The 22,493-nt window shown below is 69.6% G+C and carries 22 protein-coding genes and 1 pseudogene; 12 read left to right on the forward strand and 11 right to left on the reverse strand.

Going from position 1 to position 22,493, the window contains the following annotated elements; all coding sequences use genetic code 11:
* Nucleotides 1-225: 225 nt before the first annotated feature.
* Both CD790_RS18400 and CD790_RS18405 read right to left on the reverse strand, forming a co-directional pair.
* Nucleotides 226-750: a hypothetical protein gene (locus tag CD790_RS18400; RefSeq protein ID WP_144384357.1), complete on the reverse strand. Its 525-nt coding sequence runs from the start codon at nucleotides 748-750 to the stop codon at nucleotides 226-228.
* 316 nt (nucleotides 751-1,066) lie between these two features.
* Nucleotides 1,067-1,696, reverse strand: a complete 630-nt coding sequence (locus CD790_RS18405) for an ABATE domain-containing protein (RefSeq protein WP_144384359.1) — start codon at nucleotides 1,694-1,696, stop codon at nucleotides 1,067-1,069.
* Nucleotides 1,697-1,808: 112 nt separating this feature from the next.
* Between CD790_RS18405 and CD790_RS18410 the strand changes: the two genes are divergently transcribed.
* The 3 genes from CD790_RS18410 to CD790_RS18420 all read left to right on the forward strand — a co-directional run bounded on the left by CD790_RS18410 (nucleotide 1,809) and on the right by CD790_RS18420 (nucleotide 4,156).
* The gene (locus CD790_RS18410; protein WP_144384361.1) at nucleotides 1,809-2,801 is read left to right on the forward strand and encodes a zinc-binding alcohol dehydrogenase family protein; all 993 of its coding nucleotides are present in this window, start codon (nucleotides 1,809-1,811) and stop codon (nucleotides 2,799-2,801) included.
* Nucleotides 2,802-2,947: 146 nt separating this feature from the next.
* Nucleotides 2,948-3,325 carry a nuclear transport factor 2 family protein gene (locus tag CD790_RS18415; protein ID WP_144384362.1) on the forward strand — a complete coding sequence of 126 codons (378 nt, stop codon included), beginning with the start codon at nucleotides 2,948-2,950 and terminating at the stop codon, nucleotides 3,323-3,325.
* Between the two features lie 450 nt (nucleotides 3,326-3,775).
* On the forward strand, nucleotides 3,776-4,156 hold the full coding sequence (locus CD790_RS18420; RefSeq protein ID WP_144384364.1) for a hypothetical protein: 381 nt from the start codon (nucleotides 3,776-3,778) through the stop codon (nucleotides 4,154-4,156).
* A gap of 482 nt (nucleotides 4,157-4,638) precedes the next feature.
* On the opposite strand, the gene CD790_RS18425 is transcribed toward CD790_RS18420, so the two are convergent.
* The 3 genes from CD790_RS18425 to CD790_RS18435 are packed head-to-tail and all read right to left on the reverse strand — an operon-like array spanning nucleotide 4,639 to nucleotide 6,166.
* Nucleotides 4,639-4,851 (reverse strand): DUF4287 domain-containing protein, encoded by a 213-nt coding sequence (locus tag CD790_RS18425; RefSeq protein WP_144384366.1) that lies wholly within the window; start codon nucleotides 4,849-4,851, stop codon nucleotides 4,639-4,641.
* Nucleotides 4,848-5,363, reverse strand: coding sequence for a hypothetical protein (locus CD790_RS18430; protein WP_186319094.1), 516 nt, complete (start codon nucleotides 5,361-5,363; stop codon nucleotides 4,848-4,850). Before CD790_RS18430 ends, CD790_RS18425 begins: the two co-directional genes overlap by 4 nt.
* Complete coding sequence (locus CD790_RS18435) at nucleotides 5,360-6,166, reverse strand: alpha/beta fold hydrolase (RefSeq protein ID WP_144384367.1); 807 nt, start codon at nucleotides 6,164-6,166, stop codon at nucleotides 5,360-5,362. Before CD790_RS18435 ends, CD790_RS18430 begins: the two co-directional genes overlap by 4 nt.
* Nucleotides 6,167-6,305: 139 nt before the next feature.
* Between CD790_RS18435 and CD790_RS18440 the strand changes: the two genes are divergently transcribed.
* Nucleotides 6,306-6,914, forward strand: coding sequence for a TetR/AcrR family transcriptional regulator (locus tag CD790_RS18440; protein ID WP_144384368.1), 609 nt, complete (start codon nucleotides 6,306-6,308; stop codon nucleotides 6,912-6,914).
* A 578-nt stretch (nucleotides 6,915-7,492) separates the two neighbouring features.
* On the opposite strand, the gene CD790_RS18445 is transcribed toward CD790_RS18440, so the two are convergent.
* Nucleotides 7,493-8,056 carry a dihydrofolate reductase family protein gene (locus CD790_RS18445; protein ID WP_144384370.1) on the reverse strand — a complete coding sequence of 188 codons (564 nt, stop codon included), beginning with the start codon at nucleotides 8,054-8,056 and terminating at the stop codon, nucleotides 7,493-7,495.
* 928 nt (nucleotides 8,057-8,984) lie between these two features.
* Nucleotides 8,985-10,355, reverse strand: a complete 1,371-nt coding sequence (gene dacB, locus CD790_RS18450; protein ID WP_260867676.1) for a D-alanyl-D-alanine carboxypeptidase/D-alanyl-D-alanine-endopeptidase — start codon at nucleotides 10,353-10,355, stop codon at nucleotides 8,985-8,987.
* 463 nt (nucleotides 10,356-10,818) lie between these two features.
* On the opposite strand from dacB, the gene CD790_RS18455 reads away from it, so the two are divergent.
* The 6 genes from CD790_RS18455 (at nucleotide 10,819) to CD790_RS18475 (ending at nucleotide 16,617) form a co-directional block, all read left to right on the forward strand.
* Nucleotides 10,819-11,958 (forward strand): serine/threonine-protein kinase, encoded by a 1,140-nt coding sequence (locus CD790_RS18455; protein ID WP_260867677.1) that lies wholly within the window; start codon nucleotides 10,819-10,821, stop codon nucleotides 11,956-11,958.
* Nucleotides 11,955-12,080 (forward strand): hypothetical protein, encoded by a 126-nt coding sequence (locus tag CD790_RS35875; protein WP_260867678.1) that lies wholly within the window; start codon nucleotides 11,955-11,957, stop codon nucleotides 12,078-12,080. Before CD790_RS18455 ends, CD790_RS35875 begins: the two co-directional genes overlap by 4 nt.
* A 501-nt stretch (nucleotides 12,081-12,581) precedes the next feature.
* On the forward strand, nucleotides 12,582-12,989 hold the full coding sequence (locus tag CD790_RS18460) for a DUF6188 family protein (protein WP_144384372.1): 408 nt from the start codon (nucleotides 12,582-12,584) through the stop codon (nucleotides 12,987-12,989).
* A gap of 205 nt (nucleotides 12,990-13,194) precedes the next feature.
* Nucleotides 13,195-13,641 (forward strand): DUF6228 family protein, encoded by a 447-nt coding sequence (locus tag CD790_RS18465; protein ID WP_260867679.1) that lies wholly within the window; start codon nucleotides 13,195-13,197, stop codon nucleotides 13,639-13,641.
* Nucleotides 13,642-14,060: 419 nt separating this feature from the next.
* Nucleotides 14,061-15,245 (forward strand): acyl-CoA dehydrogenase family protein, encoded by a 1,185-nt coding sequence (locus tag CD790_RS18470; protein ID WP_144384374.1) that lies wholly within the window; start codon nucleotides 14,061-14,063, stop codon nucleotides 15,243-15,245.
* A gap of 262 nt (nucleotides 15,246-15,507) precedes the next feature.
* On the forward strand, nucleotides 15,508-16,617 hold the full coding sequence (locus tag CD790_RS18475) for a serine hydrolase (protein ID WP_144384376.1): 1,110 nt from the start codon (nucleotides 15,508-15,510) through the stop codon (nucleotides 16,615-16,617).
* A 346-nt stretch (nucleotides 16,618-16,963) separates the two neighbouring features.
* Here the strand turns inward: CD790_RS18475 and CD790_RS18480 are convergent, their stop codons facing one another.
* Both CD790_RS18480 and CD790_RS18485 read right to left on the reverse strand, forming a co-directional pair.
* Complete coding sequence (locus CD790_RS18480) at nucleotides 16,964-18,187, reverse strand: MFS transporter (RefSeq protein WP_144384378.1); 1,224 nt, start codon at nucleotides 18,185-18,187, stop codon at nucleotides 16,964-16,966.
* 67 nt (nucleotides 18,188-18,254) lie between these two features.
* Nucleotides 18,255-18,845, reverse strand: coding sequence for a malonic semialdehyde reductase (locus tag CD790_RS18485; RefSeq protein WP_144384379.1), 591 nt, complete (start codon nucleotides 18,843-18,845; stop codon nucleotides 18,255-18,257).
* A 127-nt stretch (nucleotides 18,846-18,972) separates the two neighbouring features.
* On the opposite strand from CD790_RS18485, the gene CD790_RS18490 reads away from it, so the two are divergent.
* Together CD790_RS18490 and CD790_RS36870 are read left to right on the forward strand one after the other, a co-directional pair.
* Nucleotides 18,973-19,479 carry a MarR family winged helix-turn-helix transcriptional regulator gene (locus tag CD790_RS18490; RefSeq protein ID WP_144384380.1) on the forward strand — a complete coding sequence of 169 codons (507 nt, stop codon included), beginning with the start codon at nucleotides 18,973-18,975 and terminating at the stop codon, nucleotides 19,477-19,479.
* Nucleotides 19,480-20,047: 568 nt separating this feature from the next.
* Nucleotides 20,048-20,433 (forward strand): annotated as a pseudogene (locus CD790_RS36870) (IS5 family transposase); the annotation flags it as partial.
* A gap of 59 nt (nucleotides 20,434-20,492) precedes the next feature.
* Here the strand turns inward: CD790_RS36870 and CD790_RS18500 are convergent.
* Nucleotides 20,493-21,068, reverse strand: a complete 576-nt coding sequence (locus CD790_RS18500) for a DUF4097 family beta strand repeat-containing protein (protein ID WP_186319096.1) — start codon at nucleotides 21,066-21,068, stop codon at nucleotides 20,493-20,495.
* 618 nt (nucleotides 21,069-21,686) lie between these two features.
* Nucleotides 21,687-22,211: a hypothetical protein gene (locus CD790_RS18505; protein ID WP_260867680.1), complete on the reverse strand. Its 525-nt coding sequence runs from the start codon at nucleotides 22,209-22,211 to the stop codon at nucleotides 21,687-21,689.
* Nucleotides 22,212-22,493 lie beyond the last annotated feature (282 nt).

Here is a 22,493-nt window from a genome sequence, read left to right on the forward strand (position 1 = left end):
TCGGCGACCGTCTCCTCGACCGGTTCCGATCACCACCGGCGCGCCGTCCTCCAGGTCTGTCAACCGCCCCTCCTCGGCGTCCGCGTCGGCCCCCCACCGCAGGTAGGCGAAGTGCGGTGCGCCTTGGCCCGATGCGACGGGGAACGCCCAGAACGACGTCCTCTCAGCAGGCTTTCCACTGACTCGTGGGAGTAGGCCGCTGTCGGCGGGCCTGAAGGCCGGCGCTCACCCGCCGCCGGGGGTGAAGCCGCCGATGGTGCGCAGGCCCAGCTCGCGGTACAGCTCCTCCGGTGGTGTGGCACGCGCCTCGAGGTAGAGGTTCTCGAAGAAGGCCAGGAAGGGCGCCTGCCGGACCGCGCGCTCCGCCATGATGTACGGCTCCAACGCCTCCCACACCTGGGTGATCCGAAAGTTGAAGACGCCCAGCGCGACGTGGGAGTCCATCATGTCCAGGGCGTGCATCATGCCGACGCTCTCGTACATGAACGCGACGTTCCAGATGGCGTGTTGGGCCTGCTCGGGGAGGGCTGCTATGCCGCCCTCCGTCGGCGGCGGGTGCTCCGTTCCCAGGCGGGTGACGACATAGGTCTGGTCGCGCTGGAAATCCATGTCGCGGATGTCGCGGAAGTACACCTCCAGGATCGTGGTCAGCGCGCTCTGGGACCGCGCCTGGTGGTGCTGCCGCCAGGCGGCGAGGGCCGAGAGGACCAGGGCGATGAACGACACGCCGAACGTGGCGACGTTGTACACGGCAGCTCCCGTCCGTACGGGTGGCCCCCTGCCACGGCGGGCGATGCTCCGGCGCGCTCCGCGCGGTCCGGGCGACCACGGTGGTGCTCCTCAAGCGAGCCTAGTGCGAGGGGAGTTCACGCGACGGCGGTTCGGGGTGGTCTTCCACCGCGGCGTGGCGGTCGTCGCGGGCAGCGCGGTGCCGGTGCTCGGCCCGGGCGCGGCGAAGCCGCGCCGTCGTACGGCGTGACCGGCCCCGTGCGCGACGGCGCGTTCCCCAAGGCTCCCGGTCGGGGAGCTCGGCGGCGGGGTCGGCCGCTCGGCCTCCCCGGTGGCGTCAGGCCCGGCGCGCTGATCGGGAGCGGTAGCCGGCGATCTTGGCGAGGTTGCCGCAGCGTTCCATGGAACACCAGCGTCTGCGGCGGGCCTGGGAGTCGTCGAGGAAGAGCAGGGAGCACTCCGGGCGCTCGCACTCTTTGACCCGCTCCATCAAGGGGCTGCCGACCAGCAGAATGGCGTCGCGCGCGACGGTGGAGAGCGCGGCGGGTACCGGGTGGTCGGCCCGCCGGCGCAGGGACATCCGGCCGGGCTCCTCGTCGGCACGGACGAGTCGGGGTACGAGGTCGGGCCGGGCGGCGGCGGCGTTGACGGCGTCCAGGTCGGCCGCTTCCGGGACCCGCTGACGCATCGCGGCGGTGAGCAGCCCGAAGATCGCCTCCCGCAGTCGGCGGGCGTCCGCCAGGTCCTGCTCGGTGACGGGCAAACCCTCCGGCGGCATGGGGAGTAGCCCGGCCTCGTCGAACCAGCGGGCGAGCGCTTCGGGTAGGGGGAGACGTTCGATGCGATCGGTGTGCCGTTTGCCGAGCGTGGCGACGAAGTTCAGGCAGGCGCGGCCCCCGATCAACGGAAAGGCGAGGAGGGGATCGCGGCCCCCGTCCGCGGGTGCTTCTGGGCGCGTCGGATTCATGCGTCGATCTTAACGCTTGACACCTCCTGATGCGGTGTCGGAGAGTGACACCCGTTGAACAGGTGTTCCGGCCTGGGTGTCCGGCCGGCGTCATGAAGAGGGGTGGAGCGTTATGCGTGCCGTACGGATCGAGGAGTTCGGCGGGCCTGAGGTGCTGGTTCCGGTCGAGGTGGCCGACCCGGTGGCGGGGCCCGGGGAGGTTCTGGTGCGGATCGAGGCGGCGGGGGTGAACCGAGCGGACGTGCTGACCCGCACCGGCCGCTACCACCGGGCGGGCCGGCCGCCGCTGATCCCCGGACTGGAGGCCGCCGGAACGGTGGTCGCCGTCGGTGAGGGCGTGAGCGGGGTCGCGGCCGGGCAGCGCGTCATGGCCATGGGCCCGGTCAACGAACCCGGCTTCTACGCGGAACTCGCCGCGGTGCCGGTGGCACAGGTGACCGTCCTGCCGGACGGGGTCGGGATGACCGAGGCCGCGGCGCTGCCGGTGGCCTGGCTGACCGCCTGGCTGTGCCTGCGGCGGGTCGCGCGGGTCGCCGTGGGGGAGACGGTGGTGGTGCATGCGGCGGCCAGCGGTGTGGGCAGCGCGGCGGTGCAGATCGCTGTGGACGCGGGAGCCCGTGTCATCGCGCTCACGAGCTCGGCCGCCAAGGCCGCCTGGGCGAGCGAACTGGGTGCTCAGGACACCATCGACACCTCCGAGCACCCGGGTGAGGCGGTGGTGGAGGAGGTGCTGCGGCTGACGGCCGGGCAGGGCGCGGACGTCGTACTCGACACGGTCGGAGGCGCGGTGTTCGCCCAGAGTCTGCGGCAGGTCGGCTACGCGGGGCGGGTGGTGACCCTCGCGAACGTGGCCCTGGAACCGAGCACGGTGAACACCCTCGACTTCTATCCGAAGAACGTGACCATTCACGGCTTCCAGCTGACGAACCGGCTGGAACACGGCTACGCGCCCGGCGACGACCTGAACGAGATCGCCCGACGCGTCGCCGAGGGCACCTTCCGCGTCCCGGTGGAGGCCACCTTCCCGCTCGCCGAGGCAAGCCGGGCCCACCAGCGGCTGGAACGGCGGAGCAACCGCGGCAAGGTCGTCCTCACGATGGACTGAACACCGCGACCCGGCCTCGCGGGGGAGTGCGGTCGAAAAAGGATCCGCTGAACGTCGGCTGGTGCTGTGGCCTGGATGGTTCACCGTGTCCGGAAGACGACTCACAGGACGAATGCCTGCCGCGAACGGACTGGTATTACTGGTGCATGCATGAAGAGACCGCACAGTCCGCGATCGACATGTTCATCTCCGCGTTCAACGCCTCGGACGACAGTTATGTGGCTGGGCTGCTCTCTCAGGCCCTGACCTCGGACGTCATCTTCTGGGGGCCGTTGGGCCGCAGTGAGGGGATCGAGGCGGTCGAACGGTTCGTGCTGGACATCCGGCGCCACCCGGCGGGGACCGGCACGATGGTGCGCTGCTCGGCGGTGGACATGCCGGACGAGTGGGCCCGGTACCAGTGGGTCTTCACCACGCCGGACGGAGGCCCCCGCCTAGCGGGAACGGACGTCGTCCATCTGCGGCGGAGCCTCATCGACCAGGTCATCATCTTCGCGGGGGAGATCAAGCCGACCGCCTCCTGAGCCGTTCGTCGCCCGACGACCCCGTTCGCAGCGGACCTATGACGCGCTGTGGCCCGGTTGGTCCGCAGGTTGGTCAGATTGCGGCCGCGAGTGGGCGTCCGGCCCAGAGATGCCTCTCTCGCTGCGGATGCGGGCGCGTTCTCCGCGTTCGGCGCCAGGACGTCGCGTGGCGTGTGTTGGCGTTTGCGCCAGCGCAGGTAGGCGTGCGGTGACCTTGCGGCGGCCGGATACGGTCGGAGGTGGGTACTTTGGGTGCCCGTGGAGCGCACTCCCGAAGTTGGCAACCCTGGCGCACGCTCAGTTGTCCCTGCACGCCCGAGCGCCCCGTAGGTGCCCCTCGCGCCCGATTGCAGGCGGATTGTCACAACATCCCATTGGTTGGTTAGGTAGGGGCCCAGCGGGACACCGTGTCTCCGCGTGTGAGTTGCTCCCTTTTCTGAAAGGAGTGCCATGTCTTCTACGTTCTGCCGTCGTGGCGTCGCCTTCCTCGTGTGCTCGCTCACAGCAGTTGGCTGCCTGGCGGCCGGTCCGGCGGCCGTGGCGGCGACCTCCGCCCACACCTCCGTGTCGCAGAGCGCGAACGTCTCCGGTTCGGTGGCGGTAACGCTGACCGGCGGCACCACGGTCACCCTTCCCGGCATCCTGCTGCCCATCGGAGTCGGGTTCGACACGGGCGTTCAGGTCGGCCTGATCAGCTCCGTGACCAACAACACCGACGCCACGCTCGTGCTGTCGACGGGCGGCAGCGCCACCGTCACCCTGGCTCCAGGGGCGTCAGCCAGCGTCTCCGCCCTGGGAAGCGGAAGCCTGGTCATCACGGCGACGGCCTGATACAGCCGCACCGCCTCTAGCGGGCGGCAGGACGGCCCGCCACAGCTAACCTGTGGCGGGCCGATCTGCCAAATACCCCCGTGCGACTACTCCTTGCCGGGGCAGGGCTCCACCCTGGGAGGGGAAAACAGAACATCGGCTCCCCGTCCACCCCGTCGCCGCGATCACGGTCATGCGGGTGGAGTCGACGCGACGGGGAAGCCCGCCACCGGGATCCCCGAATGCGTGGACCTGAGGTCCCGATCGGCAGCCACATTCCCCACCGCCCTCACCCGCATCGCCCCCGCCACCCTCGACCACCCCTGTCGGACCGTCCATGGCTTACGCCCTGTAGACGGCAGCACTGACTCCTTGTGGACCTGACCGACTGGTAGAGCCGTCGCGGACCTTTGAGGCGGAGCGTGCCGAGCGCCGAGCCACACTGGAAGGGGGTCGGTGGGAATCGTTCCCGCCGACCCCCTTCTGCGAAGCAGATCAGTGGTTCATCGGACGCTGTCTTCGGCCAGCGAGTGCGCGACGAGAGCGTTGGCGTGGCCGTGGCCCAGACCGTGCTCGGTCTTGAGCCAGGTGACGAGTTCCATGTGCCTGGTCAGGTGCGACGAGCGGATGATCTCTTTCCACTCCGCGATCGAGCGGCCGTACTTCTTCTCGATCGAGGGGAAATAGCTGGCGGGGCCCTTCACCGGTGCGGTCATGCTGCTGTCCCTTTCCCGTGTTCGTGATCATGGATTGCCTTGCCTTGCCTTGCCTTGCCTTGCCTTGCCTTGCCCTGCCCGGCACGCGCCTCGGACGATGTGATCCGGTACCTCACATGTGTCACCTTCGGCGAGCCGGGGCCCTCGGTGACGAAGTGGAAAGTGGTGCCGCCCTGCCGCACCCACGGCTCGCGGGGGGTATGGGTGAGGACGAACACGGGCGCGCGGAACGGCGGTGGGTCGGGCCATCCGACCTCCCCCTCGGCGAACATGCGGCGGCCCATGACGTAGGCGCCGGCACGCTCGAACGTCTCCCGCACGACCCCGTCGTCCTGGTCGCCGCCGGTGCCGGTGCCGCCGGTCACGCTCTGGCGCTCCCGCCAGGTCTCGACGTCCTCAACCCACTCGTGGATGCGTAGGCCGCCGTCACCGAGGGGGTTTCCGGGGCGGGCGTTCGGGCCCGCGACGAAGCCGTCGAGGGTCATGCCCGGGCTCGCGAAGACCGTGCTCATGCCGGGTGCTCCTCGCTGAAGAAGCCGGCGAGGGCCGGGGCCAGGACCTTCGGGTCGACGGCGTGCTCCTCGCCCGGGAACACCCGCAGGGTGAAGTTGTCGCCCGCCGCGGCGAGTTCCCGCGCACCGGTCAGCATGTGGGGCGCGCCCGCGTCTCCGCTGCCGACGAGGACGGGCACGGTCACGGACGCCCAGCGGTCGACCGGCAGGGGGCGGCCGGACATGGTGTCGCCCATGATCCGGCCGTCGTAGGGGAGGGTGCGGGCGACGGCCTCCATGCCCGCCCAGAACGGGGCCTGCCGCATGCCGGCGACGACCTCGTCGGGCAGGCCGACCGCTGCGGTCATGAAGTAGGCGACAGCCTTCCCGTACGCCTCGCGGCCCACGAGCTCCGTCAGGTGCTCCACGTAGTCGGCGGGCAGCGGCGGCCGGCCGTCGTCGGTGATGAACGGCGGCTCGTACAGCGCGAGGCGCGATACGGCGCTGCCGAGCGCGGTGGCCTCCAGTGCGAGGACGGCGCCCGAGGACATGCCGAAGACCATGGCCGATCCGCCGCCCGGGCCCTCGATCAGCGCGTCGAGGTCCTCGATCTCGCGCCGCACCTCGTACGCGGGACTGTCCCCGCTGTCGCCGCGGCCCCGGCGGTCGTACGTGATCACGGTGAAGTGCTCGGCCAGCAGACCGGCGAGTTCGGCGGAATCGCCGCGGGTCATGAAGGCGCCGCCGACGAGCACCACCACAGGGCCCGAGCCCTGCCGCTCGAAGGCGATGGTCGTGCCGTCAGCCGAGAAGACCTTGTCCATGTGGAACCCCCATTGATGCGCGGCGCAGAGCCCTGCGGCTCTTGGAACTAGACGGTACAGTACTCGAACGGGTACTGGTCAGTCCAGTACTCTCTTCGGGCGGGGAGACGGCGGATTGAAGAGACAGAGGGAGCTGAGGATGGACAGCCGGTCAGCGCGCAAGCATCAGGAGATCATGGATGCCGCGACCACCGTGTTCCTGAACAAGGGGTACGCGGGGACGAGCATGGACGACATCGCGAAGCTGGCCGCGGTGTCCAAGCAGACCGTCTACAAGCACTTCGCGGACAAGGAGAAGCTGTTCGCCGAGATCGTTCTGGCCACCACCGACCGCATCGACGCCATGGTCGACCTGGTGGCCGACATCCCGGCCGAAGCCGACGCCCTGGACGAGAACCTGACCCGTCTCGCCCGCCAGTTCCTGGCGACCCTCACCCAGCCCGAGGTGATCCAGCTACGCCGCCTGATCATCGCCAACGCCGACGCCTTCCCCGAACTGGGCGCGGCCTGGTACGAGCAGGGCTTCGAACGGGTCCTGGCCACCCTGGCGGCCACCTTCCAACGCCTCACCGACCAAGGACTGCTCAAGACCGACGACCCCCTACTGGCCGCCCACCACTTCGCCGGACTGCTGCTATGGATCCCGGTGAACCAGGCCATGTTCCACGGCGGCGCCCAGCACAGCGAGGCCGACCTCGACCGCTACGCCGCCGGCGGCATCCGCGCCTTCCTCGCCGCTTACGCCTGACCGACCCCCACTGACAGCGCGTGAGAAGGCGCTCCGCGCCGCACGCAGGGCACACCTCCGCCCCGGCGTGGCGGAGCGCCGCGATGGCCTGGGCGGTGGTCAGCTCGGCCGGGCCCCGAGCGGTGCGGCACCCGTCACGGGGACGGTCGTCCGCGGCGGCGCCTCAGGAGACCGGCGGGGCCCTTCCACCGACCAGCGCTCGGAGTCGCCGGCAGCGTCCGGCCGCGGGGAGGGCGTCGGCCGCCGGTCCGGGCGCGGGCGATCACCGAGGGGTGCCGCTGGAGCGGCACCCCCTCATACGAGAGCCTCCGGACTCCGGTGTTCGGCCGGGAGGTCCCAATCATCAGATCGGTGCCCGACCGACTGGCACGCCGGTGACGGGGACCGATGGGGCGACCCGCGGTCGAAGCTGCTGGCCGGGGACCGCTGGAAGACCGCTCAGTCCACCCTGCCGGCCGTGCTCGGACTGGAGGCGGAGCCGGCCGCGCACCTCGCGGAGCTCGCCTCCGCCCTGGGCGGCGCCTATCACCAGGTCGTCGCCGGACCGGCTGGCCACACCACGGTGACGGACGGCGGTGTCAGTCCGACTCCTCGCGGGCGCGCCTGTAGCGCTCGTAGATCACGCGCGAGCCGAACGTCCTGGTCTCGACCAGGTCTAGTCGAACGTCTTCGGTGACCGGCGGCAGGAAGGGTGTGCCGCCACCGACGACGATCGGATTGCGGAACATGCGCAGCTCGTCGACGAGGCCGAGCTCGATCGCTGTCGCGGCCAAGCCGGCGCCGCCGATCGAGACGTCCTTGTCGGTCGCGGCAAGCGCCGCAGCGGTCTCCTCCGCCAGCGACGCCTCGGCGAGCCGGGCGTTGCCCTGAACGCTGTCGAGCGTGCGGCTGAAGACCACCTTCGGCAGAGCGCACCAGACGTCGGCGAACGCGGCCTCGAGCTCGTTGTCGCGCATCGACGGATCCGTGTCCCACGGCAGCATGGTCTCGTAAAGCCTGCGGCCGCACAGAAAGCCGCCGAGCTCACGTGTCTGCGCGATGTGGAAACGAAACTGCTCCTCGTTTGGGACCGTCCACCCGAACGCGCCCTCGCGGTCGGCGATGAAGCCGTCCACCGAGACGCCCATCGAGTAGATCAGCATGGCTTCAAGCTCATCGCACCGGAGCGACGGACGATGATCGAGATGAGGTTCCCCAGGGAGATGGACATCAGGATCTCCTTGCTTCTGCGGGCTGCTCTGCCACAGCCAGTGACCGGTCGCGAGACGAAAACTCATCCTCGCGGGCGGTCCAGGCGATCGTGCGGCCATTGCCGACGCCGCACTGAGAACTCCACGCCTTCGGCCGCGTTCCGAGGCGGCCCACCGCTACCGCCGGAATCGGTCCGATCCTCCCCGCGCGCCTTGGCGGCGCCCGGCCCATCGGTCCAGCCGCTGGCGCTGGAAGGCACGGTGACGTCGGCCCGGAGGCCCAGCGGGCGTCGCGGACGCGAGCGACCAGGACCTCTCCGGCAACGGCATCGGCGCCGGGTGTCTTGCCTGTCCGCGCGATGGTGTCCAGCAGCCCGCCCGCACGGCCCGCGGCGGCCTTCACCGCTGCCGACAGCTCTATGGAGCCGGGGTCGTTCTTTCGCCACCACCGGCCCTGGCGGGCACTTCCAGCAGCGGGTTCGCCGCCGGCGCGTACGAGACCGGGCGCCGGGTCGCCGGGTCGCCGGGCCCGGCGCCCTCAGCCGGCTTGGGGAGCCTCTTCGAGCCGGGGACCGTCCGCCCAGTGTGGCAGCGGTATCTCCCGCGGTGTTGCGGTGTGCCGCAGGCCGGTGCGCCACCGGACCAGGTGCACCCGGGTGGGGAGCGCACGGGTGGGAGCGCATGGCGGTCGCGCCCCGCCCCCTTCGCCAGCCGCGCCGCCCAGCTCCTGCGGGAGGGCGTCGCGGTTCGCCCGGGAAGGTGTCGCGGCATGAGCAGCCTCGCGCCCGGGTCTCCCGAGCCGGTCCAGGGGCGGAGGCCGCCTTCCGCCCCTGGACCCGGTGGGCGACCCCGCCGGGAGGTTCCTCAGGCCCAGCAGCCGTTAGGCCCAGCAGCCGTTCACCGTCGCCGCGAGGCCGTCCAGTGCGTCCTTGGTGGCGGCCGGAGCGGCGGAGGCGTCGTTCTCCACGAAGGCGAACACCTTCAACCGGCCGTCCTTGCCCTGCGTCACGCCGCTGAGGGATATGGCGCCGCTGAGCGTGCCGGTCTTGGCTCTGACCTTGCCCACGGCACACGTGGAGTGAGGATCGTCGAAGCGGCCCCACTCCGGGCCGAGGGTGCTGCCGGCCTCCCCGGAGACGGGAAGTCCGTCGAGGACGGGCTGGAGGGTCTGCGGGTGATCCTGCGTCAGATCCAACACGGCGGCGAGGGTCGCGGCCGGGATGCGGTCACTGCGGGACAGACCGCTGCCGTCGTACAGCTTGACGTTGGTCAGCGGTACTCCGTAGTCCCTGAGCACCTGCCGCACGGCCGCCGTGCCGCCCTCGAAGGTCGCGGGCCGGCCCGTGCCGAGGGCGGTCATCCGGAGCAGGGTCTCGGCGATGTTGTTGTCGCTGAGCTTGAGCATCTTCCGGACGGACTCCGACAACTTCGGGGAGCGGTGCTGGGCCACCGACACGTCGGAGGCGCCGGCCCGGCCGCGGGTGACATCGCCGTTGACGACGACACCGGCGGCGGCGAGCTGCTTGGCGAAGGTCTTCCCGGCGTCGACCGAGGTATCCAGCACGCTGCGCCCGTCGACGACCAGCGCCCGCACGGGGGCGACTTCCCCAGGGTAGTAGTCCCCCCTCCAGCCCTTTGCCTGTGTCGGCTCGGGGAAGAGGCTGTCGTCGACGCGGACCTTCACGAAGCCGACGCCCTGGGACTTCAGCTTGGCCGCGGAGGTCTGGGCGAGCCTGGTCAGATCGGCCGTGGTCAGGAGCCGGTCGCCGCCGCCGACGAGGGTGAGTGTGCCATCGCGGTAGGTGACCTTGGTGGTGAAGCGGTGGTCCGGGCCCAGCACGGACAGGGCGGCGGTGGCGGTCAACAACTTGGTGTTGGAAGCGGGCATGAGGGCCGTTGAGGCATCGTGCCCCCAGACCACCCTGTCGGAGTTCGCGTCCAGAACGACGCCGCTGAGGTGCGGGCCCAGACGTGGGTCGTTCATCCGGGTGTTGAGGTTCGCGGCCATCCTCCCGTCGGAGCCGGAGCCCGCGCTCTTGTCCGCGACGGAGTTGACGGGTCTGGCGGTGGTGCCCTTGTCGGCCGCGAAGGCCGATGTGCCGGAGAACATCGCCACTGCCATGGGGGTGGCGACGACCGCGGCGCGGGCACGGCGGCTGGCCACCCGCGTCTGCTTGGGCTTGCGGTGCCGACCGCCGGAGGCAGGCACCGGGGCAGCGGATTCCCTCTGCATGTAGATCTCTTGCTCCATTGCGTCGACGATCTCGCTCGTTCACTCATTACACGCCTGAGCGGACCGGTCTGTGACAACTTTCTTTTCCGCCCTGCGGATCCGGGGCCAGCCGGGTCGGCAAAGGGGTCCGGAGCCGGCACGGATCCGGGCCGGTCGGCCGGCATCCGGTGTGCGGCTCAGCGCGCCGTCGCGGTGCCGGTCACCCGCGTCCCCGTCCGCGCGGCGGGGAGCAGCACCCACCCCGCGCCCCCGGCTGAGGCGCACCACCGCGCCGGTCGTCCCCTCGACGGGATTCAGCCCCAAGGACGTCGGACCGCAGAGGCAGCATCGCGTTCGTCGAAGTCGCCGGACTCACCCGCTCTGACAGGGCGGCACCCGGGAATCCCAGGACAAGAGCAACTCGGCACGCGTGCATCCTCCGTGGGCCGTTCATACTGGATCTCTGAACACTGGGTGGGTCGGTCTGGAGGGTTGGGGACAGGTGGACCGGTTCGGTCACTACGCCTTGGTGCGCAAGCTCGGCGAAGGCGGCATGGGCACGGTGTATCTGGCGCACTCGCGGGGCGGCCGGGCGGTCGCGATCAAGGTCGCCAGGCCCGAGTTGGCGTCCCAGCCCCTCTTTCGGGAACGGTTCCGCGCCGAGGTCGAGGCCGCGCGCAAGGTCGGCGGCTTCCACACCGCCCCGGTCGTCGACGCCGACCCGGACGCCGAGGTGCCCTGGCTGGCCACCGCCTACATCCTCGGCCCCACCCTCTCCCAGCTCATCGCCGACCAGGGCCCGATGGGAACGCGGCAACTGCGCCGCCTCGGCGCCGCGCTCGCCGAGGCCCTGCAAGCCGTCCACGGCTGCGGCCTCGTCCACCGCGACCTCAAACCCGGCAACATCATCATGGCCGAGGACGGCCCCCGCGTCCTGGACTTCGGCATCGCCCGCGCCCTGGAGACCGCCGGCCTCACCCTCACCGGCACCGCCTTCGGCACCCCTGGCTTCCTCGCCCCCGAACAAGCCGAAGGCCACCCCGTGGGACCCGCCGCCGACGTGTTCGCTCTCGGCGCCGTCCTCGTCGCCGCCGCCGGCGGCAGCGCCTTCGGCGGCGGAACCCCCGTCTCCCTGATGTACCGCTCCGTGCACCACCCGTCAGACCTCACCGCGGTCCCCGCACCGCTACGCGGCATCCTGGCCGCCTGCCTGGAGAAGACACCGGAGCACAGGCCCAGCACGACGCAACTGCTGACGTGGCTCCCGACCGAGGACCCTCGCGAGGCGGACTACCCGTCCGCATCCGCGGGGGCGGCGAACACCACACCGGCTCCGTCAGGCGCGGCGGGAGCCGCCGCGCGCTACTCCCCGACCATTGCCGCCCCGTCCATACCGCCCCGCCCGCGTACGCCCCGACCATCACGGCAGCCGCTCCACCGACGCCGCCCGTGCCGCTACCAGGTGGTGAAGGCCAGGTGCCGGAGCCGGAGTTCCTCGCCACGGACCGAAGGAACGCCGTCCTCACCGACCGTGACGGTCTCATCTTCAAGAACCGCGGCCAGACCACGGAATACCCTTGGCAGGCACTCTCCTACCTCGAGTACACGGCGGAAGACGCACGGAAGCCCAAGCTCACGGTGAGCGTACTGCTGACCGACGACAGCGCCCGCATCTGCACCGTGACCGCGCAGAACAGGGACGAGCTGGGCCAGTGGATCGCCCAGCTCGACGCCGTGCTCCGATGGTTCGCCCCCGAACTCTGACCACCACGGCATGCACAACATCCGTGGCACGCGCGTAATAGGCACTGAGCTCAACGACATGACCGGCACTCTCGAACACACGTGTTTGAGACGGAGTGAAATCCGCAGGACAGAGCGACGCGCGGAGGGTGCAGGGGAGGCGCAGGGTCCGCCTTCGGCATACGACACCGTGCCGGCTTCGGGATGTACGGCACCGCGCCCGCCATGGGCCGTACGGCACCGTGCCCGCTTCGGGACGCGCGGCAACGTGCTCGAGCACCCGTTCGGCCGGGGCCCTGCCGGTCGGCGACGGAACCCACTCATCTCCTCCTCGCTGTGGTGGCGTCGGGTAGGGGCCGCTCCGATGCGGTGAGTAATACGGCGTCGACGTAGGTGACGCCATCGCTGGCAGCCGTCAGCGTCAAGCGATCTGCAGTTTGAGTCACGTCGCCCAGCTCTTCATTACTTAGGGCTCGTAACACGATCTTGTAGGTGTGGTGCAGCCGTGCTTAGCCTTGCGCTATGGCGAATGGGATCGAGCGCGTGGAAGACGGGTGGGACGTCCGCTCGATGCGCGGGGTGGGCGTCAGTGAGGTAACTGTCGGCAGCATGATGCGGCTGCACGTCGGCTCGGATGGGATCGAAGTGCACAGCCCGGCCGAGCTGATGGCAGGTGGCAAGCCCTACCACGTGCATGCCCTTTCGCGGATCAATCTGGGCAAGGTGCCGCAGCTCCTTGACCAGGTAGTCGGCGCGGTCCATGCCGCCGATTCAGGTGTGCTGAAGGTGCGGTTTGCCAGTGGGTGGCAACTGACCGTTCCGGTTGTGTCCGATGCCTTTGGCTGGAGCGTTGCTGTCCGGGGCCGGTACTTCATCAGGTCCGAACCGGGTGGCGGCGTGAGGACTTCTGATCGACGAAGAGCGAGTTGAGCGGGTCCAGATCCTCTGGCCTGTACGGGGCGCCGCGGAACTGATCGGCACAGCCCCCCTTCCCGGACCTCGAGAACGCCTCTCGGTGACTTCGGAGAGCGGTCCATGAGGCCAGCGGTGTGGAATGTCGGTGAGAAGGACCAGCGGCGCGGTGGCGTGGGAACTGCGATGACGGTCCCATTGCATGCCTCGTATGGTTCGAGGCGTGAGTGTGTTCGAGTTTTCTGCTGAGCGGCCCGAGCTCGTTGTCCGTAGCCCCGGGGCGTCGTCAACTTACATAAGGCTCTTCGACTGGGCACGGGTGGACGAGTACGAGGTCGCTTTCGCGGTGGAGGCCGTGGCGGACGGGCTGCGCGCATGTCTTGACTCGGTGGAGGTCTCGGTATGGGACGGTGTGGGAGACCTGGCTGACTTTCTGGACGGCCTGGCGCGTGACTTCCGAGGTTGGGAAGGAAAAAGGACCTGGACGAACAACCGGCTGGTCCTGACGGCGGCCTTCCAAGCCGGCGGCCACGTCCGACTCAGCTGGACTCTTCGCTTTGGAATCTTCGCGGAGGATTCGTGGGAGTGCGCACTGACTACGACGCTCGAGGCGGGCGAGCAGATGTCGGGGCTCGCCGCTGACGTGCGGAGCTTCCTTCATCAGGGATAGGCCGGTCGTGCGCGGAAGCCGGAGCGGGTCGTCCCTGGGCTCGCTTGGTGGACCCGTTGTGGAGTCAGGTGGTCACCTGCAGATATTCGGTGCGGCTGCGGCTGCCGGTGCCGGCGCGAGTGGCGGCGAGGCGGTAGCAGTCGGTGCCGGTCTCGATGACGTCGACGCCGAAGGCGACAGCCCCCGGTCGCCGTCACGGCGCATCTCCCGCACGACTGGCAGGTCGGGCAGTCGCTCGTAGGCGCCGACGCGGCCGAGCCGCCATCGGCGTCCGGGCGCATACGGGTGGCCGCGCCCCGGAAGCTCGTTCCGAGGCCGTCGAGAGGGGCGCCCTTTCCGACTCGCCCGTGATCGACCATGCTGCCCGTGCGGCGCACGGCAGGGCGCTGACCCGGTAACGCGGCGTGGAGGGCATCGTCATGACGACCGACGCGAAGAGCAAGGCGCTGATCGAACGGGCCGCCGAGCTCGTCGGGCTGCTGCGCCGCAACGCCGGCCGCACGGAGGAGGACCGGCGGGTCGCCGAGGAGAACATCGAAGCCCTCGCCGACGCCGGGCTGTTCGTCATCACGGTCCCCGAGCGGCTCGGCGGCCACCAGGCGAGCGTCCGTACGCTCCTGGAGGTGGCCGCGGAACTCGGCCGCGGCTGCGGTTCCACCGCTTGGACCACCGCTCTGATCAATGTCTGTGGCTGGATGATCGGCCTCTACCCGGAACGCGCGCAGCGGGAGGTGTACGGGGAGGACCCCGGCGCCCGTGCCTGTTCCGTCCTGACCCCGGGCGGAACGAGCAGGGCGGCAGGCGCGGGACAGGTCATCACCGGGCGGTGGCCCTTCGCGTCCGGCTGTCTGCACGCGCGGTGGGCGCTCCTCGGCACGCCGGTCACCGGCGCGGACGGCGAGCAGATGGACCGAGGCGTGGCCTTGGTACCGATGGACGAGCTGACGGTCGAGGACACCTGGCACACCGCCGGGATGCGCGGCACCGGCAGCCACACCCTCCTTGCCGAGGACGTGTTCGTGCCCGCCCACCGCGTCCTTTCGCTGACCGGCGCGCTGCGCGGCGAGTACCCCACCGAGTTCACGGACGAGGCCCTGTACCGCGCGGCGTTCGTACCCCTGCTCTCCTCGGTGCTCGTAGGCCCCCAACTGGGCCTGGCCCGCGGCGGCCTGGAGCTGGTGATGGCGTCGCTCGCGCAGGGGCGCCCCATGTCACACACCTTCTACGAGCAGGCGCGCGAGGCGTCCTCCACCCAGATGCAGGTCGCCGAGGCCGCCCAGCTGATCGACACCGCCGCGCTGCACCTGATGCGCGCGGCGGACGACATCGACGGCTGGGCGGCGAGCGGCCGGAACATGCCACTGCGCGACCGGGCCCGCGTGCGCATGGACACCGCCACGGTCGCCCGCCGCTCGCGGGAGGCGCGGGACATCCTGCTGAACGTCCACGGCGCTGGGAGCTTCGCCGAGGCCAACCCCTTGCAGCGCGTCTGGCGCGACCAGGAGACCGCCAGCCGGCACGCCATGACCAACCCCGCCGTCGCGAGCGAGCTGTACGGCCGGGCCCTGCTCGGCATCCAGGAACAGATCAGCCCGCTGATCTGAGCCCCGGGACGGCGGTGCCCGTCGCCGTACGACAGCCGGAGCCACATCGGCAGGCACACCGGGGCTGCCTGGACTTCTTCCTCACCGACACCCATTAGGCGCTACGCGAATGACGGAGAACGTCATGACCCAGACCATCGCCCAGGACGGCCTCGACGGGGTCTTCTGGTTCGAGTCCTGACCTCGCCCAGGACATGAGATTGTCCAGGTCAGATTGAGTACGCGATGGGACCATACGTTCCCCGACTTCACAAGGAGAGTCATGAAGTTCAGGCGGTTAAGCATCATCGCCGCGGCGTGCGGTCTCGGCCTGAGCGCCGGTCTCAGCCCGGCCACGGCTGCGGTGCCGGAAGCAGCCGTGGTTCTCAAAGCGGGCGCCGACAGAGGCGTCGCCGACGGCTACCCCGGCATCATCGGCATGGTCCGCGACGGTGCCCAGACCCAGTACATACAGGCGGGCGTGGGCGACCGCGGCACCCGGGTGCCCGCGGATCCCAAGGCGAAGTTCCGCATCGGCAGTAACAGCAAGTCCTTCACAGCCGCCACCGTCCTCCTGTTGGAGGCCGACGGCCTACTCTCCCTCGATGACACAGTGGCCAAGTGGCTGCCCAACGCCGTCAACGCCAACGGTCACGACGGTTCGAAGATCACCATCCGGCAACTGCTCAACCAGACGTCGAATCTGCCGGACTACACGATGAACATCGACGGCTACACCGTCAACCGCAACTGGACGCCGCAACAACTGGTCGACGGTGCCCTCCGGAAGCGTCCGCCGAACGCCCAGCCGGGCGAGAAATGGGAGTACGCCAACACCAACTACATTCTGGCCGGCATGATCATCAAGGCCGTGACCGGTAACGAGCCCGCAGTCGAGATGAAGACCCGGATCTTCGACCGACTCGGCCTGAAAGACACCAGCCTGCCCACCACGGACAACAATCTCTACGGCAACTACCTGCGCGGCTACTACCTGGCCGGCCCCTTCATCCTGGACATGACCGTCACCAGCGTCCAGGCCACCCAGACCGCCGGCGCCATCGTCTCCACTCTCGACGACCTGGCCGCCTTCGAACGCGCCCTCGTGGGCGGCACCCTGCTGCCACCCGCCCAGCAGACAGAGCTCAAGACCACCGTTCCCACCGGTACGGGCGCCGACTACGGCCTGGGTATCATGCGCATCGACACCCCCTGCGGCCGCCCCGCCTGGTACCACAACGGCGCTGTCCCCGGATACTTCAGCTTCCACATCACCAGCGACAACGGTGCCAAGCAGGTGGTCGAAGCCAACAACGAGAACCACCTCATCCAAGGCACTCCCGGCCAAGCCCACACCCAGGAAGCTGCTCTCAACGCCTTCTGCGCCCTCTGAGGAGTGGGGGCTGGTCCTCGACGCTCTGCCTTCGATCTCGGCGTCCGCCTGACAGATGGCTGGGGTCGCGCCGACACCGGGCAGCCTGTCCTTGCGTGCCGGGCGGGTTCATACGAGCCGGCTGCGGTAGCGGTGAGACCGTCGGGATCGGGTCGGGTACCTCAAGGTATACGCCGCCGGGTCGCGGGTATGTTGCTTCGCCGTCTGGTCCGTTCAGCGTCTGGTCGGTTGTGGTGGGAACGGCGAAAGGCCGTCCGTCCCGTGTGTGGCGGGCCGGGCGGCCTTTCTCGGGGTGTGTGACGGGGTGATGGTCTCTGTTGCCGTCGTGGCACCTCGTCGGCTGGGCTCATGTCCCCAGGGTCAGCAGGGCCGCGAGGGCCGGTCCGAAGGCGCCGCCCAGTTGGTAGGCGAGGTTGAAGAGGCCGATGGTGGTGGGGCGGTCGGGGGCGGGAGTGGCCTGTGCGGCGGAGGTCGCGAGGACTCCGTTGCCGGCCGTCGTGGCGAAGACCGCGAGGGAGGCGGCGAGGAGGAGCAGGGGGGCCCACGGGGTGAGCAGGGTGGTGAGAGGGGCCAGGGCGCCGACGACGAGGAGGATCGTGATGACCCGGGGGCGGTTCATCCGGGCGGACGCGGCCGCGAGGAGCCAAGAGAGCAGGGAGCCGACGAGCAGGGCGACCATCTGGCCCGTGCCGATGGCCGGGGTCGACCAGTCGGTGCGGTCGCGAAGCAGCTGGGGGATCGTGAACAGCAGGGTGAAGTACGAGGTCGACAAGGCCATCGCGAGCAGGGCGGAGACCGCGAACACCGGGCTGCGGAGCACCGCGAGGGGCGCGAAGCCGTGGGGGACCGCGCGGACGTGGAAGCCGAGGAGTACGGCTCCCAGGAGCGCGGCGGGCAGGGCCGCCAGCGGGTAGCGGGGCAGGAACACCAGCGCGGTCGCGGTCAGGACGAGCAGCAGGGCGCCGCGGGCGTCGAAGGGCGTTCGCGTCGTGGGGGCCGCGGTGTCCGCCCCGCGCAGTACCGCGGGGACGGCCAGCAGTCCGAGCGCGGACACGGAGAGCGAGAGACGCCAGGAGACGGTCTCGGCGATGAGCGAGCCGAGCAGCGGACCGACCGCGCCCAGGACTCCGAAGCCGGCCGTGATGACGCCCATCCGTCGGGCCGAGCCGGCCAGGCTCATCGCCACGGTCACCAGGCCCGCGCCGCCCACGGCCTGGGCCGCACGGCCGCCCATCACGAGCGGCAGCCAGGGTGAGAAGGCCACCAGCACCGTGCCCGCCACGACGGCCGCGGCGCTCGTGCGCAGGGCGGTGCGCAGGCCGCGGCGGCGAAGCACGTTCGCCATCAGCGGGGTGCCGACGGCCATCGCCCAGGCGAAGGCGGTGACGATCCAGGTGACCGTGGCGGTACGGACGTTCAGCGCGGCCGCCATGTCCGGGAGGATCAGCACCGGGCTGTTGGCGCTCAGGGCGACCGGCGTGGCCAGCAGCGCGAGCCACAGGACCGGAGGCGCGGACGCCACCGGGGAAGGGGTCGTCGTAGCGGCCTTCGTACGGGTGAGCAGGGACATGGCGGTCTCCATCGGCACGGGAGCAGGAGCAGGGGCGGGAGCAGGAGTCGGGGGAAGGGGGGAAGGTTCAGACGGTGGTGACGACGTCCTCGTAAGCGAGGCGCGGGGCGCGCGGGTACCACGCGTTCTCGCCCGGCTTGCCGATGTTGACGACCATCAGCGGGGTGTGGTCGTCGTCCAGGAACTCCTTCTGGAGGCCGGCGTGGTCGAAGCCGGTCATCGGGCCCGCGGCCAGGCCCGCGGCGCGCACGCCGAGGAGGAAGTACGCGGCCTGGAGCGCGCCGTTGAGCAGCGCGGTCTTCTCGCGCACCGTGCGCTCGGCGAAGACCGTCTCTCCGGCCTGCGGGAAGTGCGGGAGCAGCGAGGGGAGTTCTTCGTGGAACTCGTTGTCGGTGGCGAGGATCGCGACGAGCGGCGCCGCCCCCGTCTTGGCCCGGTTCCCTTCGTCCATCAGTGCCGCCAGCCGCCGCCGGGCCTCGGGGGACCGTACGAGGACCACTCGCAGGGGGTTGGTGTTGTAGGCGGTGGGGGCGTGCTTGACGAGGTCGTGGACGGCGCGCACCTGCTCCTCGGTCACCGGCTCGTGGGTGAAGGTGCTGGCGGTGCGGGCCTCGCGGAAGAGGAGGTCCTGGGCGGTGGGGTCGAGTACGAGGCTCATGGTGTGACGACTCCAGTCCTTCAGCATTAACAATCTCAACGTTGAGATAAAAGCATGACTGTCATCTCAGCGTCAAGTGTCTTAACATTGAGATTGTGTTCGCTGAGATGAACGGGAAGGAGTCGTGATGAGCGACGCCGTGGACGCGATCGTCGGGCAGTGGGAGAAGGAACGCCCCGACCTGACCCCTCACCTCTGGCCGGTCCACGCACTGGCCCGGATCCAACGACTCGCGCGCGTGGTCGAGAAGAGCTGCAAGGCGACGGCCACCCGTCACGGCTTGGACTACGGCGAGTTCGACGTGCTCACCACGCTCAAGCGCTCCGGCCCGCCGTACCAGCTGACCGCCGGCGCCTTCCTCAAGGCCGCCATGGTGACTTCCGGCGCCATCACCAACCGCATCGACAAGATGGAGGCGAAAGGCCTGGTCGAGCGGGTCAGAGAAGGCAGTGACCGCCGGATCGTGTACATCCGCCTCACCGAGCACGGCGCCGCCGTCATCGACGACGCGATGGCCGACCACCTGCGCAACTACGAACGGCTGCTGGCCGACGTCGACCGCGAGACGGTCACACGGGCCGCAGACGCGCTGCGCGAGATCAGCGAGGCCCTCGGGGACACGTCGATCACCTGACCCCACGCGCGCCATCCGTGCGCGAGCGCGGGATCCGGGCGGTGGTCCTCCAACCCGCCGACCGAAGGTCCGAAACCAACGCCCGAGTACGAAGACCCCGCATGGTTCGGCCGACCCCGCCGCACCTCTCGCCGGGACTGCTGGAGCCTCGCGGGCAGCTCACCGACGCCCCGGCCCGGCTGCGAGCGCCGTTGCACCCGGCGCCGAAGCCGCCGCCGGCCCCGGCGCGGCTCACAGTACCTCGGCGACCGGCCGAACCGTGGCGGTCCGCGCGCCTGTGCCGACACCATCAGCGGTGAGCGCGGCTGCTCCCGGCATCCGGTGCGTACGGGATGCGGTGCACCCCCGCATGCGCACCGCACGGTGCCGTGCACTCCCGGCCGCGGCGCGCAGCACGATGATGCGGGGCGGTGCGCACGCCGTGGGCTGGCACGCGGAGGGCCACGATGCGCGCCCTTCGGTAAGGTGCGGCGCAGCCGGTGCGCGCCCTGTGGCCACATTCAGCAGGGCGCATTTCTCCTTGCCCCCGCCGGGCCTTTCGTTCAGATCATCCGATCGTTGATCTGGTGTGTCGTTGACTGACGCCCATTGGGGTCCGCATCGAACCGTTGCTGCCGGACCGGACGCCCCAGCGGGGTGGGCGGTGGCGGGACCATCGTCAGGTGATCGACGCGATCGCGTTCAAGTACCGCACCGACACTCCGTGGATGGACCTGCCCGAACATTCGGCTCATGGAAGGGTGCCCACAACCGGCTGTGGATGTGGGCGACCGACGGAACCTGGGAGAAGGTCTTCACCGCCCTCCTCGCCCAGGCGGACGCGGACAGCGACCTCGATGGGGTCGTCGCGGTCGACTCCACGATCGTGCGTGCCCACCAGCACGCCGCCGGAGCCAGTCAAAAGGGGCCCCGGCCGGCGAGCCGGCCGACCATGCCCTCGGGCGAAGGATCGGTCGCCCCAGGGTCTGCCGGTTCCTGCTCGAAGTAGCCGGGCGGCCCTATCCGGCCACAGACTAGGCTGACGACTTCACAGTCAAGTCGCCGCTCGTTGTCGACAGATCCAGGTGGTACTTGCCTGACGGGTCATTCTTGAACGCCACGTTCTTGTCGCCGTTGGAGTCGTTCGCCGAGATCCGGTACTTGGCAGGCGGTGCGGTGACCGTCAGGTTGCCGCTGGTCGTGCGAGCCTTGATGTCCTGCGGGGTGGCCGTCTGGATCGTCACCCCTCCGTTCGATGTCTGCGTGTCGATGCCGCCGCCCTTGACGTCCTTGACGTCGACGTCACCGTTGGACGTGCGCAGCTTCACAGGGCCCGTCGCGTTGGTCACCACGATCTCACCGTTGCTTGTGTGTACATCGACCGCGCCGACATCGGTCAGTGTGAGGCCACCGTTGGACGTGCCTCCTGTCACCGGAAGACCGGCAGGCACTTTGACGACGTAATCGACGCCGCAGTCCTTGCCGCAGCCGGAGAGCACCAGGACGCCGTCCCTGACACGGAAGGACGCGCTACTCGGCTTGTCGCCACGGTAGTTGACCTTGCGGTGGACGGAGATCGTGGAGGCGTCGTCCGAAGCGTCCACCTTCACATGTCCGTTCCTGTTGTCGAGACGGATTGAGGTGACTCTCTGAGGCACCTTGGCGTCGTCCTCGAAGGTCTTCTGGCTGAGAGCCGAACATGCGGACAGCCCGCTGACCGTGAGAGCAGCAAGAGCCGCCACTGTAAGAACGCGCGTTCGCGGGCGTCGCATGAGAGTCCCCCGTGTGGACGAGTTGAATCGATGATCAGTCACCGCGATCCTACGCAGCCACTCTCCCGCTCTCACTGGGGAAAACCCCCCAATGCCAGGGGTGGGGGCTGCCCTTCACAGCAACCACGGCAGCCGTGGAGGTAGCTTGCGACATGCTTCCGGACTCCACCAGAAGAGGCTGCTGCGACCCGACTGCCCGAGCCGAAACCTGTCTCCTTCCTCGCCTCGGACGAACCCAGACGTTGGACAAAGGTGATTGGCCCCTCGGCCCCGGACAGCGGGGAAGAGTGAACGGCCGGAGCAACTCCCTTGCGCAGGCGGTAGGAACGGGTAACCAGGCCCTCCAACCTGTCCTGCTTGCCGAGGTCGGCGACGTGGGGAACGACGCTGGCGCATGCTTGATCCCGAGCTGCTGGAACGGATCAGCGCGTGGCGCGCGGAACTGGCGGTGCGAGGTCACTCTGCGGGCATTACACCGAGGTCGTGGCGCATAGCGGTCCTCATGGCCCGGAGCAGGTCCCAGATCTCCGCCTGGGCCTGCGCCGCGGTGGACATGGTCTCCCCGGGGCCGGGCTCCCCTCGCTCAAGGCGTTTGATCCGGCCGTACGCCTTATTCAGGGCTTGATTGACCGCACTCGCATGTACGAGGACCTCGTCAGGAGCGATCATCTGTGTTTCGGAGTACCGATCACGATGTGCTCTCTTCGCGTCATCGAGCGCCTCCCTGTCGGTCTCCTCGACGCTGCGTTCGCGCATCACATGCAGATGATGATTGAGCGCCGTGGTGAACTGACGTGCATCCCGGTTGAGCTCCGTATAGCAGGTGCGTCGGAGGGCTAGGCTCTCGCGGACCTCCTCGTGGCCCCGAAGCAGCTCTATCTCCCGACGCTTTGCTCGTTCGGAGGCGCGTTGGGAAAGAAGCGATCCCCCCAGTGTTCCCGCCACACCTGCCACTGCGATGACCACAGAGCCGAGATCCACAGCGCTCCCTGAAGCCGACTGCCATCCAATCCCATCACCGCTGCCCACTGTCTCACTGCCAAGCGCCCGGACCCTCGGCCCTCTACGCCGTTGGCCACCACGATGCGGCCCGTGACCGGGTCGTACGCCGCGTACGGGTAGGTCGTCATGTGGTCGGTGCCCGGCTGCTGAACCTCCCAAGGTCTGACTCGAGGCGGTCCTGGCCTGCCCATGGCTGGTTGCGGCGGTCGGCGCGGACCGGGCCGTGAACAGGGCGATGCCCTCCGACACCCGCTGAGGTAA

The organism is Streptomyces sp. SAJ15 (assembly GCF_007595705.1).
Lineage (GTDB): Bacteria > Actinomycetota > Actinomycetes > Streptomycetales > Streptomycetaceae > Streptomyces.

Excerpts from the sequence above, each read along its gene's own strand:
- CD790_RS18405 (WP_144384359.1), bottom strand. The coding sequence starts at position 1,696 with ATGAATCCGACGCGCCCAGAAGCACCCGCGGACGGGGGCCGCGATCCC.
- CD790_RS18410 (WP_144384361.1), top strand. The coding sequence starts at position 1,809 with ATGCGTGCCGTACGGATCGAGGAGTTCGGCGGGCCTGAGGTGCTGGTT.
- CD790_RS18415 (WP_144384362.1), top strand. The coding sequence starts at position 2,948 with ATGCATGAAGAGACCGCACAGTCCGCGATCGACATGTTCATCTCCGCG.
- CD790_RS18420 (WP_144384364.1), top strand. The coding sequence starts at position 3,776 with ATGTCTTCTACGTTCTGCCGTCGTGGCGTCGCCTTCCTCGTGTGCTCG.
- CD790_RS18425 (WP_144384366.1), bottom strand. The coding sequence starts at position 4,851 with ATGACCGCACCGGTGAAGGGCCCCGCCAGCTATTTCCCCTCGATCGAG.
- CD790_RS18430 (WP_186319094.1), bottom strand. The coding sequence starts at position 5,363 with ATGAGCACGGTCTTCGCGAGCCCGGGCATGACCCTCGACGGCTTCGTC.
- CD790_RS18435 (WP_144384367.1), bottom strand. The coding sequence starts at position 6,166 with ATGGACAAGGTCTTCTCGGCTGACGGCACGACCATCGCCTTCGAGCGG.
- CD790_RS18440 (WP_144384368.1), top strand. The coding sequence starts at position 6,306 with ATGGACAGCCGGTCAGCGCGCAAGCATCAGGAGATCATGGATGCCGCG.
- CD790_RS18445 (WP_144384370.1), bottom strand. The coding sequence starts at position 8,056 with ATGCTGATCTACTCGATGGGCGTCTCGGTGGACGGCTTCATCGCCGAC.
- dacB (WP_260867676.1), bottom strand. The coding sequence starts at position 10,355 with ATGGAGCAAGAGATCTACATGCAGAGGGAATCCGCTGCCCCGGTGCCT.
- CD790_RS18460 (WP_144384372.1), top strand. The coding sequence starts at position 12,582 with ATGGCGAATGGGATCGAGCGCGTGGAAGACGGGTGGGACGTCCGCTCG.
- CD790_RS18470 (WP_144384374.1), top strand. The coding sequence starts at position 14,061 with ATGACGACCGACGCGAAGAGCAAGGCGCTGATCGAACGGGCCGCCGAG.
- CD790_RS18475 (WP_144384376.1), top strand. The coding sequence starts at position 15,508 with ATGAAGTTCAGGCGGTTAAGCATCATCGCCGCGGCGTGCGGTCTCGGC.
- CD790_RS18480 (WP_144384378.1), bottom strand. The coding sequence starts at position 18,187 with ATGTCCCTGCTCACCCGTACGAAGGCCGCTACGACGACCCCTTCCCCG.
- CD790_RS18485 (WP_144384379.1), bottom strand. The coding sequence starts at position 18,845 with ATGAGCCTCGTACTCGACCCCACCGCCCAGGACCTCCTCTTCCGCGAG.
- CD790_RS18490 (WP_144384380.1), top strand. The coding sequence starts at position 18,973 with ATGAGCGACGCCGTGGACGCGATCGTCGGGCAGTGGGAGAAGGAACGC.